At 72.7% G+C, this 11,637-nt stretch carries 12 protein-coding genes; 6 read left to right on the forward strand and 6 right to left on the reverse strand.

Annotated elements, in window-relative coordinates; translation table 11 throughout:
- Nucleotides 1-82 precede the first annotated feature (82 nt).
- Both BG418_RS35825 and BG418_RS35830 read left to right on the forward strand, forming a co-directional pair.
- A complete protein-coding gene (locus tag BG418_RS35825) occupies nucleotides 83-853 on the forward strand; it encodes a MerR family transcriptional regulator (RefSeq protein ID WP_223185837.1) in 771 nt (256 codons plus the stop codon).
- A complete protein-coding gene (locus BG418_RS35830) occupies nucleotides 850-1,020 on the forward strand; it encodes a hypothetical protein (protein WP_188278223.1) in 171 nt (56 codons plus the stop codon). The genes BG418_RS35825 and BG418_RS35830 overlap by 4 nt, the downstream gene beginning before the upstream one ends.
- Nucleotides 1,021-1,080: 60 nt before the next feature.
- Here BG418_RS35830 and BG418_RS35835 read toward each other — a convergent pair whose 3' ends face one another.
- The 3 genes from BG418_RS35835 to BG418_RS35845 all read right to left on the reverse strand — a co-directional run bounded on the left by BG418_RS35835 (nucleotide 1,081) and on the right by BG418_RS35845 (nucleotide 4,983).
- Complete coding sequence (locus tag BG418_RS35835; RefSeq protein ID WP_188278224.1) at nucleotides 1,081-2,550, reverse strand: cellulose binding domain-containing protein; 1,470 nt, start codon at nucleotides 2,548-2,550, stop codon at nucleotides 1,081-1,083.
- Between the two features lie 355 nt (nucleotides 2,551-2,905).
- Nucleotides 2,906-4,282, reverse strand: a complete 1,377-nt coding sequence (locus tag BG418_RS35840; RefSeq protein ID WP_188278225.1) for a HAMP domain-containing sensor histidine kinase — start codon at nucleotides 4,280-4,282, stop codon at nucleotides 2,906-2,908.
- The gene (locus tag BG418_RS35845) at nucleotides 4,279-4,983 is read right to left on the reverse strand and encodes a response regulator transcription factor (protein ID WP_188278226.1); all 705 of its coding nucleotides are present in this window, start codon (nucleotides 4,981-4,983) and stop codon (nucleotides 4,279-4,281) included. The genes BG418_RS35840 and BG418_RS35845 overlap by 4 nt, the downstream gene beginning before the upstream one ends.
- 109 nt (nucleotides 4,984-5,092) lie before the next feature.
- Here BG418_RS35845 and BG418_RS35850 point away from each other — a divergent pair, with 109 nt between their 5' ends.
- Nucleotides 5,093-5,641 carry a hypothetical protein gene (locus BG418_RS35850; protein WP_188278227.1) on the forward strand — a complete coding sequence of 183 codons (549 nt, stop codon included), beginning with the start codon at nucleotides 5,093-5,095 and terminating at the stop codon, nucleotides 5,639-5,641.
- A gap of 8 nt (nucleotides 5,642-5,649) precedes the next feature.
- Here BG418_RS35850 and BG418_RS35855 read toward each other — a convergent pair whose 3' ends face one another.
- Both BG418_RS35855 and BG418_RS35860 read right to left on the reverse strand, forming a co-directional pair.
- Entirely contained in the window at nucleotides 5,650-6,537 is an 888-nt protein-coding gene (locus BG418_RS35855) for a spermidine synthase (RefSeq protein ID WP_188278228.1), read from the reverse strand.
- 187 nt (nucleotides 6,538-6,724) lie between these two features.
- Nucleotides 6,725-7,189, reverse strand: a complete 465-nt coding sequence (locus BG418_RS35860) for a hypothetical protein (protein ID WP_223185838.1) — start codon at nucleotides 7,187-7,189, stop codon at nucleotides 6,725-6,727.
- A 230-nt stretch (nucleotides 7,190-7,419) separates the two neighbouring features.
- Between BG418_RS35860 and BG418_RS35865 the strand changes: the two genes are divergently transcribed.
- On the forward strand, nucleotides 7,420-8,841 hold the full coding sequence (locus BG418_RS35865) for a tetratricopeptide repeat protein (protein WP_223185839.1): 1,422 nt from the start codon (nucleotides 7,420-7,422) through the stop codon (nucleotides 8,839-8,841).
- A 24-nt stretch (nucleotides 8,842-8,865) separates the two neighbouring features.
- On the opposite strand, the gene BG418_RS35870 is transcribed toward BG418_RS35865, so the two are convergent.
- Entirely contained in the window at nucleotides 8,866-9,468 is a 603-nt protein-coding gene (locus BG418_RS35870) for a histidine phosphatase family protein (RefSeq protein WP_188278229.1), read from the reverse strand.
- A 193-nt stretch (nucleotides 9,469-9,661) separates the two neighbouring features.
- On the opposite strand from BG418_RS35870, the gene BG418_RS35875 reads away from it, so the two are divergent.
- Nucleotides 9,662-10,543 (forward strand): phosphatase PAP2 family protein, encoded by an 882-nt coding sequence (locus BG418_RS35875; protein ID WP_188278230.1) that lies wholly within the window; start codon nucleotides 9,662-9,664, stop codon nucleotides 10,541-10,543.
- The gene (locus tag BG418_RS35880) at nucleotides 10,464-11,633 is read left to right on the forward strand and encodes a hypothetical protein (protein ID WP_188278231.1); all 1,170 of its coding nucleotides are present in this window, start codon (nucleotides 10,464-10,466) and stop codon (nucleotides 11,631-11,633) included. Before BG418_RS35875 ends, BG418_RS35880 begins: the two co-directional genes overlap by 80 nt.
- The last annotated feature ends 4 nt before the right edge of the window (nucleotides 11,634-11,637 follow it).

The following is an 11,637-nucleotide window of genomic DNA, read 5'->3' on the forward strand; positions in this document are numbered from 1 at the left end:
GTTATTTGACCTGGAGGTCAAGAAAAACGTACGGGGAAAAGGCACTTGAACCTCACGCCGCGTCAGGATGCATCGTGGTGCCATGACCGCTTCCCCGACCTGGAGGGTGGGGCCGCTGGCCGAGGCCAGCGGACTGACCGTCCGTACGCTGCACCACTGGGACACCATCGGGCTGCTCTCGCCGTCCCGCCGCACCGCGGGCGGGCACCGGGAGTACACCGAGGACGACATCGACCGGCTCTACCAGGTGCTCGCTCTGCGCAGCCTGGGCCTTGGGCTGGAGACCATCGCCGTCTGCCTGGACTCCGGGGTCGACCCGACCCGGGTCCTGCGCGACCACCGCGCCGGCGTCGAGGCGTCGCTCGCGGCCCTCGACGCGCTGCGGCAGCGGCTGCTGCACATCGAGGAGCAGATCGCCGACGGGCAACGGCCCACGACCGAGGCCGTCCTCGCGGCGCTGCGCGCGACCGGCGCGGCCGGTTCGCCGGGCGAACGCGCGCTGCGCCAGCACCTGGACGACGACCAGATCCAGGTCCTCGCCACCCGCGCCGCGGCCCTCGGGCCGACCGCGCACTATCTGCTGGAGATCGAGTGGCCGGAGCTGTACCGGCGGGCCGAGGCGCTGCGCACGGCCGGGAAGCCGCCCACCGACGCTTCCGTAAGGAAGCTGGTGGCGCGGATGGACGAGCTGAGCATGCTGTTCGGCGGCGGGGACAAGAAGATCTCCGGCGGTGTACGCGCGGCCTGGCGCGAGGACCCGGCCGCGATGTCGGGCGACGCGTCGGCCGTGCCCGGCCAGTGGGACGACCTGTCGGCATATCTGGACGCGGCGAGGGCGGGTGCGGGCTCGTGAACAGGTACTCCGTGCTGCCGGTGCTGCTGATCGCCGTGCCGCTGTTGTCCGTACTGGCGGCGGTGGGGGTCGTTCCGTGGGCGGCGGTGGTGGGCGTGGTGATCGCGCTCGGTCTGCTCGCGGTCGTTACGCGAAAGGGACGCGCGCCCCGGCCGGGTGGGGGGTGAACCGGCGGGACGCGCGCGTGGAGCTCGAACAGGAGCTATTTGACGGTTACTTGAATGCGCCTACTTGAAGGCGCCGAACGCCTTCGTGAAGGCGAACGGGTCCTGGACGATCGACGAGCAGGTCGGGTCGGCGGAGTTCTTCGCGCCGCCCGCGCACTCCTTGTCGCGCGCCCCGGACCACATGGCGAGCCAGCCGAGGCCCTTGGACTTGGCGAAGTCCACCAGCTGGGAGGCGTCGTCGACCTTGAACGTCTCCGTGCTGACGTCGTTGACGCCGATCATCGGCGTGACGGCGACGGCCTTCCAGGCGGCCGCGTCGGAGAGCCCGAGCACGCCCTTGATCTGGGCTTGCGTCGCGGTCGCGGCCTGGATGGCGTAGCCGCCCATGTCACCGCTGTACGAGGGCCCGTAGTCCATCGCCATGATGTTGACGGCCGAGACGGCGACGCCGTTCTTCTTGGCGTCGGCGACCAGGTCGACACCGGGCTGGGTCAGGCCCTCGGGCATCACGGGCAGCGTGAACGAGACGTCGAGCCCCGGGTGCGACTTCTGGAGCTGCGCGATGGCCTGCGCGCGGCGGGAGTTGGCGGCCGTGTCCGGCAGAGCGGCGCCCTCGATGTCGAAGTCGACCTTGGTGAGCTTGTACGCGTCGACGACCTTGCCGTACGCGGCCGCGAGGTCGGACGCGCTCTTGCAGACCAGGCCCAGTTCGGAACCGGACGCGCCGCCGAACGAGACTCGGACGTCGCCGCCCTTGGCGCGCAGGGCGCCTATCTGCTTGGCGACCGCGTCGTTGCCGAGGTCGGTGACACCGCCCCAGAGCGGGGTGCAGCTGCCGGCGGAGGTGATGAAGGCGAGGTTGAAGTCCTTCACGCCGGTCTTGGTGGCGGTGTCGACCAGGTCGTACGCGGGGTAGAGCGAGGTGTCGACGTACGGGGCGAAGCGGGCGGTGCCGGTGCCGGGCTGGGTGGGGGGCTGCGTCGTCTGGGTGGGGGTCGGCTTGGCCGTGGGCTTGGTGGTGGGCTGTGTGGTGGGCTGTGTGGTGGGGGTCGGCTGGGTCGTCGGGCGGCCGCTCGGCTCGGGGGTTCCGCCGGTGTCGACCGAGCACTTCTCCTGGTTGATGAGACAGCCGGTGGGGTCCCCGGCGGTGCCGGTGGCGGAGGTGACGAAGCCGACGGTGACGGACGCGCCGGGGGCGAGTCCGTTCTTGTCCCAGGTGGGGGGCTTCACGGTGACGTGCTGGCCGTTGACGGTCTGCGTGCCGTTCCAGAGGGAGGAGAGCTTCGTCCCGGCCGGGAGGTCGAACTCCAGGGTCCAGTCGGCGAGGGCCTTGCCACTGTCGTTGGATATGACGTACTGGCCGGTGTAACCGCCGCCCCAGGCGCTGGTCTTGGTGTACGCGGCGCCTACTGATGCGGCCTGGGCGGTGCCGGTCAGCGCGAACGCTGCGCCGCCGATGACTGTCGCGGCGACGACCGCGCCGATCGCCTTCGTCTTGCCGGTCGCTCGGCGGCGGTGGGTGCGGGTCATGTTGGTGCGCCTGCCCTCTGGGGGTTGGGGGTGGTGTCGTGGGGGTGCGGGCAGCACGCTACCGAGCATGAATCGGGCTAATGGGGCGTGTGGGGCGGGAGTTGAGGATCTTAGGGTTCGCTTAAGGAAGCGATGCGCGGGGCTTAATCCCCCACCCCGCCCCTTCCCGAAAGCCTCCGGCGGAATCTCGGTCGGGTGCGGACCGTGCGTGGTTGCTCGCGCAGTTCCCCGCGCCCCCAGGAGGGCCCGAAGGGCCCATCAAGGGGCGCGGGGAACTGCGCGACAAGCCCCCACCGGCGGCCAGACGAACGTGAGCCCCCGGCAGGGTTTCGGGAAGGGGTGGGGTGGGGCCTGATCACGCCGGCGACGGGCGGCGGGGGCGGCGGCGTGCCCGGATGCGGGACGTCGGGGTGGGCCCGCCCCGCCCGATCCAGACCCGTACCTCCGTGCCGCCCAGCACCGACCGCCCCAACCGGACGTCGCCGCCCGTCGACTCCGCGATGCGGCGGACGATGTCCAGGCCGAGGCCGGTGGACCCGCCGCCACTGGAGCCGCGGGCCAGCGCCGCCCCCGGGTCCGCGATACCCGGCCCCGCGTCCGAGACCAGCACGATCACCGCGTCGTCCGAGCTGTGGACGTCGACCGAGAACGCCGTCCCCTCCGGCGTGTGCCGGAACACATTGCCCAGCATCGCGTCGAGCGCGGCGGCGAGTTCGGGCCGCGCGACCGGGATGCGCAGCGGCCGGTCGACGCCCGCGAGCCGCACCTCCCGCCCCTCGTCCTCCGCCAGCGCCGACCAGAACGCCATCCGGTCCCGGATGACCTCGCACGCGTCGCACCCGGCGCCGACCCCGGTCGGCTGGGTCTGCGGCTTGGCCTCCCGTGCCGTACGGATGATCGTGTCGACCTCGCGCTCCAGCTGCTCGACGGCCGCGCGGGTCTGGTCGGCGGCCGGACCGTCCCCGAGGGAGGCCGCGTTCAGCCGCAGTACGGTGAGCGGGGTGCGCAGCCGGTGCGAGAGATCGGCCGCCAACTCCCGTTCGTTGGCGAGGAGTTGGACCACCTGGTCGGCCATCGAGTTGAACGCGGCCGCAGCCGACCGCAGTTCCGCGGGCCCCTCCTCCGGCACCCGCGCGCCCAGCCTCCCCTCGCCCAGGTCGTGTGCCGCGCCCGCGAGCCGCTGGGCGGGCCTGACCATACGTACGCCCAACCGGTCCGCGACCGCGACCGAGCCGATGACCAGCGCGACGCCGACCCCGGCCAGGACCAGCCACGCCGCGGCGACGCCGTTGGTGACCTCGGCCTCGGGCACGTACACCTCGACGATGGCGATCTCGCCCGAGCTCAGCGCGGTCGGTTGCAGCAGCGTGGAGCCGCCGGGGACGCCGGAGATGTACGCGCGGACCACCTTGCGGGTGGCCTCCAGGTCCTTCTGGGCCGCCCGGCGCCGGCCGATGTCCACCGGCACACTGCCCTTGACGTCGGGAAGTACCGGAATGTGCACGGCCATCCGGCCCGCCGCGCCCGCCTGGGTGGAGGCGACGGCCCGCTCCAGCGCGTCGCGGTCGGTGGTGATGGAGAGCGTCGGGCCGATCGCGGCGGCCTGGCGTTCCGCGTTGGAGAACGCGCGGTCGCGGGCCATCTCCTTGATGACCAGGCCCAGCGGTACGGCGAAGGCCAGCACCACCATGACGGTGACCGCGAGCGCCACCTTGACCAGCGCCCATCTCATCGCGGCGGCTCCGCCCTCGGTGGCTCCAGCTTCACCCCGACCCCGCGCAGGGTGTGCAGATAGCGGGGCTTGGCAGCGGTTTCGCCCAGTTTGCGGCGTAGCCAGGACAGATGGACGTCGATGGTCTGGTCGTCGCCGTACGACTGCTGCCACACCTCGGCGAGCAGTTCCTTGCGCGGCACGACCACCCCGGGCCGCCCGGCGAGGAAGGCGAGCAGGTCGAACTCGCGCCGGGTCAGATCGAGCCGCAGCCCGTCCAACTCGGCCTGGCGGCGCAGCGGGTCGACGCGCAGCCCGCCCACCCGGATCACCCGGTCCGGCGGCTCGGCCCCGGCGGCCGCGCGCGCCCGGCGCAGTACGGCCGTCATGCGCGCGGACAGGTGCTCCACCGAAAACGGTTTGACCAGGTAGTCGTCCGCGCCGTCGTTGAGCAGCCGGACGATCTCCGTCTCGTCGTCGCGCGCGGTCGCGATGATCACCGGTACGTCGGTGATGCCGCGCAGCATCTTCAGCGCCTCGGCCCCGTCGAGATCGGGCAGTCCGAGGTCGAGGACGACCACGTCGAAGGGGAAATGCGCCACCTCGCGCAGCGCCTCAAGAGCCGTGCCGACGCTCCGTACCGTGTGGGACGCCTCGGTGAGGTGGCGGATCAGGGCGGAGCGGACGAACTGGTCGTCCTCGACCACGAGCACACTTGCCATGGGCGGCACCGTACGCCATCCGGAGTACGCCGGTCCCGGTCGGGACGGGAGGGGCGACCGGGGAGACGACGGGGGACACGCGTGGGGCGCGTGGTGCAGTATGACCCCGATGCACAGAGGACTCGTTCACGTTTGCGCGTGGTCGCTCGCCACCGGGGCGGCGGTCACGCTCTCCTGGTGGGGCGTCCACACGGTGATGGCCGGAACGGCGTACGACCCCCCGCGCGCGGTCCCGCTGACCGGCGACGGCCACAGCGCGCAGGGGGCGGTGTTCCCGCTCCCGTCCTCGACGCAGCGGCCGAGGCAGACACCTTCGCCGTCCGATTCCCCCTCGGCGAAGCCCTCCAAGTCACCGGGCAGCCACTCCCCCACCCCCGCCAACTCACCTTCTCCGTATGGCCCGTCCGGTTCCTCCACTTCCTCCGGTTCCTCCGGGAATGTGAAGGGCTACAACGTCGCGGGCGGGCGGGTCGTGTTCGACATCGGCAGTACGTCGGCGCAGCTGGTCGCGGCGACGCCGGACACGGGCTGGCAGATGCAGGTGTGGCGGCAGCCGACGTGGATCCGGGTGACGTTCAGCAAGGGCGGCCGCGAGGTCTCGGTCTTCTGCACCTGGTACAACCACGCACCGACGGTGGAGTTCGACGACCGAGGCTGACCTGTGCGTTATCTGAATACTGACGGCGGCGGTACGGGGGACGGCTTGGCGCTCGCGTCCGTCACCGCCGTCGCCCCGCCGGTGAAGTCGGCGAGCGCGCGGCCGTGTTCGACGCGTCCGGGGTGCGGGTCGCTCGCGATACGGCGGGTTAGTTCGGCGACCGGCAGCGGTACGTCCGAGGCGACCAGGACCGCGTTGCCGAACCGCTTGCCGCGCCACACCGTCGGGTCGGCGGCGAGCGCCAGCTCGGGGAAGATCCCGGCCGCCGTGGCTATCTGGCCGCGCAGATGCGCGAGCGGCGGGCCGTCGGCGAGGTTGGCCGCGTAGATCCCGCCCGGCCGCAGCACCCGGCGCACCTCGGCCAGGAACTCGGTGCTGGTCAGATGCGCGGGGGTGCGGGCGCCGCTGAACACATCGGCGACCACCAGGTCCGCCCAGCCGTCCGGCAGCTTGCCGAGCCCTTCGCGCGCGTCCAGGGCGCGTACGCGGACCCGGGCCTGCGGGTCGAGCGGCAGCTCCCGGCGTACGAGCTGGACCAGCGCGGCGTCGACCTCCACTATCTGCTGGCTGGAGCGGGGGCGGGTGGCGGCGGTGTACCGGGCGAGGGTGAAGGCGCCGCCGCCGAGGTGCAGCACGTTGAGGGGCCGCCCGGGCTCGGCGGCGAGGTCGATGACGTGCCCGAGCCGCCGCTGGTACTCGAAGGTCAGCCGGTCCGGGGCGTCCAGGTCGACGTGGGACTGCGGGGCGCCGTCAAGGAGCAGCGTCCAGCCGCGCGGCCGGTCCCGGTCGGGTATGAGCTCGGCGAGCCCCCCGTCCACGGCCTCGACCACAGCCTCGGGAGCAGCAGCCCGCCCCCGCCGCGCCCCACCGCTCTTCGCCCCACTTCGTGCCGCCATCCGCCCATTATCGACCGCACGTACGAGTGCCGCCGCCCGCGACGGGCAGGGCCCGGGCTTCAAGGGCTGCGGGGCGGGTACCCCGCGCCTTTAGCTTTTAAGGGGCGCGGGGCTGTGTCGATGTGCGGCTCCGCCGCGTGGGCGCGACCAGCCACGCACGGTCCGCAGCCGAAATCTTGCCAACCGCTTAGCGGCTTCCCTCCGTGATGCCATCCGCGGCCTCGATGAGCCGAGCAGCCTCACCGAGGGCGACCCGCAACACGGCGGGATCGGTGACCGGAACGGCATCCACCGCGTCCGGAGGAAGCAGCCACCCACTACCGGAGAGCGGCGGCTCGGCCACCACCCCCGGCACACGAAGCCCCCGCCCGTTGGTCTCCGTACAAGCACTGCCCGGCACATCCCACGCGGCGGCGGTGCCCGGAGGCACCAAAAACCCAAGCGTGTCGCACGGCCCGTCGTGCAAAACGGGCCCCACCGCCGCCGGAGCAGCGGCACGCCGCAGGATGTCCACCGCCTCAAGCCCCTGCCGCGCGGGCACGGTCACCAGATCACAGGGTGACGCGTCAGCGGACGGCGGCGGCGAGCCGAGGTCCGGGGTGGGCCGGTGCCGAGCGGTCGTCGTGGTCGTACCGGTGCCATTGATGTCCATGCCGGCCTCCAACAAGGCAACCCCCACGTGGTTTTTGCGGGTTGGCGGTATCCGCATGGTTCAACGCGGGCCCAAGTCAACGGCTACGGCACAACGCCGCCGCAAAGGATGGCAGTTCATAGCAGATCACGGGTGAGATATCCCTTTTGTAGCCAAACTGTGGATGTGCGACGCGATGTTGCCGGTACGTTCTTGCTCCGCACCACACCGCCAAAGAGAGCTGTCGAGCCATGGCGACGTCAACGGATCCCAGTGCCGGACGGAACTCCGCGCGGAGCACCACCGCCAAGGGCCCGAACACCGCGTTCCGGGAACTGCGCGGCCAGCGCTCGCCCGGCGAGTTCGCGGCGGCGGTGCGCAGGGCGGCACGTGAGATCGGTGAGCAGGTCGCCTGCGACGCGCGCTACATCGGACGCGTGGAAGCCGGCGAGATCCGCTGCCCCAACTACGCGTACGAGCGCGTCTTCAGGCACATGTTCCCGGGTCTGTCCCTCACCGACATGGGGTTCTCGGCCCGCGAGACGGTACGGGGCCGGGGGGCGCGCGGGGGCTGTGCCGTGCCCCTGCCGCACGCAAAGGCGCCGGAACACGACGACGGCACCATCGACATCGACGACCGTAACGACGAGGAGAGCGACGTGCTGCGTCGCGCATTCATGACGGGCGGATCCGCCACCGTGGCGGCCGTCTCCCTCGGGCTGATCCCCGAGACCCCCGTGGCCGCCGCGCCCCTGGACTCCGTACGCGTACGGCGGGTCGGCGAGGCCGAGGTGAACGCGGTCGAGGACGCGGTCCGGCGGATCCGGCTGCTCGACGACCGGCACGGCGCGGACGGGCTCTACCGCCGGGCCGCGCAGCCGCTGCGCACCGCGTACGCCCTGCTCGACGCGGGCACCGCCCGGCAGTCCACCGCCGACCGCCTGCAAGCGGGCGCGGGCGAACTCGCCATCTCGGTGGGCTGGCTCGCGCATGACTCGGGCCGCTACGAGGAGGCCCGCTCGCACTACGCGGAGGCGCTGGCCACCGCGCGGCTCGCGGGCGACCCGGCGCTGGAGGCGCACGCCTTCTGCAATATGTCGTTCCTGGCCAGGGACGCAGGGCGGCCGCGCGAGGCGCTGCGGGCGGCCCAGGCGGGCAGCCGCGCGGCCCGCCAGCTCGGCTCGCCCCGGCTGCTCGCGCTGCTCGCGCTGCGGGAGGCGGGCGGCTGGGCGGGGCTCGGCGACCGGGGCGCGTGCGAGCAGTCGCTGAACCGGGCGCACGCGCTCTTCGCGCGCGGGGCGGCCGAGCGCGACCCCGAGTGGATGACGTTCTTCGTCGAGGCCGAGCTGGAGATGCTGGAGGCGCAGTGCTGGTCGGCGCTGGGCGACTGGTCGCGCGCGGCCGCCCACGCCCATCGCGCCGCCTGCGTCCAGGACCCGCACTTCACACGCAATCTGGCGCTGTACCGCGCCGAGCTCGCCGACGACCTCGCGCGCGCGGGCGCGCCCACCGAGTCGGCGGCGGCGGGCCACCAGGTCCTCGACCTCCTTACGGAGGTCCAGTCGACCCGTATCCAGGCGATGCTCGCCGACACGGCCCGCATCCTCGCCCCGCACGGGACCTGCCCGGAGGTGGCGGCGTTCCTGGAGCGGCGGGCCACCGTGACGGTCTGAGACCCGCGACCGTTGCCCTCTGCCTCAGTTCTCCAGATGCCCCGTGTCGTTCCAGCGCTCGATCGCCGGGTCGCCGTACGCCCAGCCCAGGACCGAAAGGGATGTGGGGTCGAGCTTGATGCGGGCCGCGAAGCCGATCGGCTCGCCCAGCCAGCGGGCCGCGATCGACCGCAGGATGTGCCCGTGGGCGAAGACCAGCACGTCCCGGTCGGCCGAGCGCGCCCAGGCGACGACCTCGTCGGCCCGCGCCGACACCTGGGCCAGCGTCTCGCCGCCCTCGACGCCGTCGCGCCAGATGAACCAGTCGGGCCGGCCCGCCTTGATCTGCGGCGGGGTGAGCCCTTCGTACTGGCCGTAGTCGAACTCCATCAGCACGTCCCAGTCGGTGGCCCGGTCGCCGAACCCGGCCAGCTCGCACGTCTCACGCGCGCGAAGCAGCGGGCTGGTGCGCACCTCGACGTCCTTGAGGCCGTCCCAGGGCGAGCGGTGCAGCCGCTCGCCGAGCAGCTTCGCGCCCCTGCGGCCCTCTTCGAGCAGCGGGATGTCGGTCCGGCCGGTGTGCTTGCCGAGCAGCGACCACTCGGTCTGCCCGTGCCGGGCGAGCAAGATGCGCGGGGCGGCTGCCATGTCAGGTCTCTCCCGGTGACGCGTGGAATCCGCCGAAAGTTCGGCGGCGGTTCCCTTCCATCATCGCGCACCCTTCCGGCCGTCCTTCGCGTCCTTCGGGGGTGGGTGCACGAACGCACCCACGTACACCGTACGGTTGAACACCTGTATCGGGCCCGACGGGTCCTCAAGACGAGATGGAGAGGGTCCGCAGATGCAGCACCCCGCGCCTCGGCCCCGCTGGTGGACCGAGCTGCCGCTCATCGCCATCGTCTATGCCGCCTACTCGGCGGGCCGCCTCCTGGTGAGCGGCAGCGAATCGCAGGCCGTGGACCACGGTCTGGAGATCCTGCGCATAGAGAAGTACCTGCACATCAACGCCGAGCACCCGCTCAACCGGCTCTTCACTCGCACCCCGTCGCTCGGCATACCCGCCGACTTCGCGTACGCCTCGCTGCACTACCTGGTGACGCCCGCGATCCTGGTGTGGATGTTCCGCCGCCGCCCGGTGCAGTACCGCGCCGCCCGCACCTGGCTGATGCTCTCCACCCTGCTGGGCCTCATCGGCTTCTCGCTGCTGCCGACCGCCCCGCCGCGCCTGCTCGACGCCTCGCAGGGCTTCGTCGACACGATGGCGCACTACAGCTCGTACGGCTGGTGGGGCGGCGACGCGAGCGCGCCACGCGGCATGGGCGGCATGACCAACCAGTTCGCGGCGATGCCGAGCCTGCACGTGGGCTGGGCGCTGTGGTGCGGCGTGATGCTGTGGCGCTTCGGCGGCAACCGCTTCACCAAGGTGCTGGGCGTCGCGTACCCGCTGACCATCGCGTTCGTGGTGATGGGCACGGCCAACCACTATCTGCTCGACGCGGTCGCCGGTGTCTTCGTGATGGGCCTCGGGCTGCTGCTCGCCAGGCCCGCGCTGCGGCTCGCGGACCGGATCCGGGCGCGGGTCGCTCCCGGCACATTCGGCGCACGCGCCCCGATTGTCAGTGCCGGATGCAAGACTTCCCCGGGTGAGCGAATCCCAGGGCAGCGCGCCTCCGACGACTCCACCGCGGGAGCGGACGACAGCCATCCGTCAGCGGCTCGCTGAGCTGCGCGGACCCACTGTCGTACCGCGCCCGCTGGACGCCCGCGCACTGGCGGCGCTCGCCGCCAACCCTGGCTGCCGCAGACGCGCGCTGCTCGACGGGGCGGGCGTCGACAAGGGCGCGCTCGCCGAGGCGCTGGGCTCGCCCTCGGCGGCCTTCGGCCAGTCCCAGTTCGCCATCGCGCGCGGCAACACCTTCGAGTCCCGGGTGAAGGCGGACGGCGGTACGGAACTGCTGCGGCTGCTGTACGAGCACGTCGGCGCGGGCGGCGAGCCGCCCAAGGACGCGGCCGTGCCGGACCTGTCGGCCGCCGGTCCCGAGGGCCGTGCGGCGCGTACGGCACTGGCCCTGCGCGAAGCCACGGCGTCCGGCGCCTGGACGCTCCTGGACCACCCGATGCTGGCCCTGAACGTGGCGGGCTCCCCGGCCTATCTGGAGCCGGACGCGGTGGTGGTGGCGCCCGACGGCCGCTGGACGGTCGTCGAGATCAAGTCCTTCCCGATGATCGACGCGGCGGCCGACCCGGCCAAGGTGGGCGCGGCGGCCCGCCAGGCGGCCGTCTACGCGCTCGCGCTCGAACGCGTGGCGGCGCTCACCGAGGGCGCCGAGGTCGCCCACTCGGTGCTGCTCGTCTGCCCGAAGGACTTCTCCAACCTGCCTACGGCCTCCTTCGTCGACGTCCGCAAGCAGCTCTCCGTCACCCGCCGCCAGCTGGCCCGGCTCACCCGGATCGAGGAGATCGCCGACACCCTGGAGCCGGGCGCGAGCTTCGCCCCGGACCGCCCGGCGGCGGAGCTGACGCAGACCGTCGAGTCGGTCCCGGCGGCGTACGCGCCGGAGTGCCTGGCCGCGTGCGAGCTGGCCTTCCACTGCCGGGAGCGGGCCCGTGCGGCGGACACGGTGACCGCGCTGGGCCGGGGCCTGCGGGCCGAGCTGGGCGGTCTGACGACGATCGGCGAGGTCCTGTCCGCCGCGCGCGCCGCCTCCGGCGACCCCGACGACCCGACGGTCATGGCCCTGCGCCGGGCGGCGGCCCTGCGCACGGAGGCGCTGGCGGGAGCGCGATGCGGGGAGGCGGCGGCATGTTCCTGACCGC

It is taken from the genome of Streptomyces sp. CBMA152, assembly GCF_014596475.1.
Lineage (GTDB): Bacteria > Actinomycetota > Actinomycetes > Streptomycetales > Streptomycetaceae > Streptomyces.

Bases quoted from the DNA above. Each gene is read 5' to 3' on its own strand.
- BG418_RS35865 (WP_223185839.1), top strand. From the start codon at position 7,420: ATGGCGACGTCAACGGATCCCAGTGCCGGACGGAACTCCGCGCGGAGC.
- BG418_RS35845 (WP_188278226.1), bottom strand. From the start codon at position 4,983: ATGGCAAGTGTGCTCGTGGTCGAGGACGACCAGTTCGTCCGCTCCGCC.
- BG418_RS35825 (WP_223185837.1), top strand. From the start codon at position 83: ATGACCGCTTCCCCGACCTGGAGGGTGGGGCCGCTGGCCGAGGCCAGC.
- BG418_RS35870 (WP_188278229.1), bottom strand. From the start codon at position 9,468: ATGGCAGCCGCCCCGCGCATCTTGCTCGCCCGGCACGGGCAGACCGAG.
- BG418_RS35860 (WP_223185838.1), bottom strand. From the start codon at position 7,189: ATGGACATCAATGGCACCGGTACGACCACGACGACCGCTCGGCACCGG.
- BG418_RS35850 (WP_188278227.1), top strand. From the start codon at position 5,093: ATGCACAGAGGACTCGTTCACGTTTGCGCGTGGTCGCTCGCCACCGGG.
- BG418_RS35835 (WP_188278224.1), bottom strand. From the start codon at position 2,550: ATGACCCGCACCCACCGCCGCCGAGCGACCGGCAAGACGAAGGCGATC.
- BG418_RS35855 (WP_188278228.1), bottom strand. From the start codon at position 6,537: ATGGCGGCACGAAGTGGGGCGAAGAGCGGTGGGGCGCGGCGGGGGCGG.
- BG418_RS35875 (WP_188278230.1), top strand. From the start codon at position 9,662: ATGCAGCACCCCGCGCCTCGGCCCCGCTGGTGGACCGAGCTGCCGCTC.
- BG418_RS35840 (WP_188278225.1), bottom strand. From the start codon at position 4,282: ATGAGATGGGCGCTGGTCAAGGTGGCGCTCGCGGTCACCGTCATGGTG.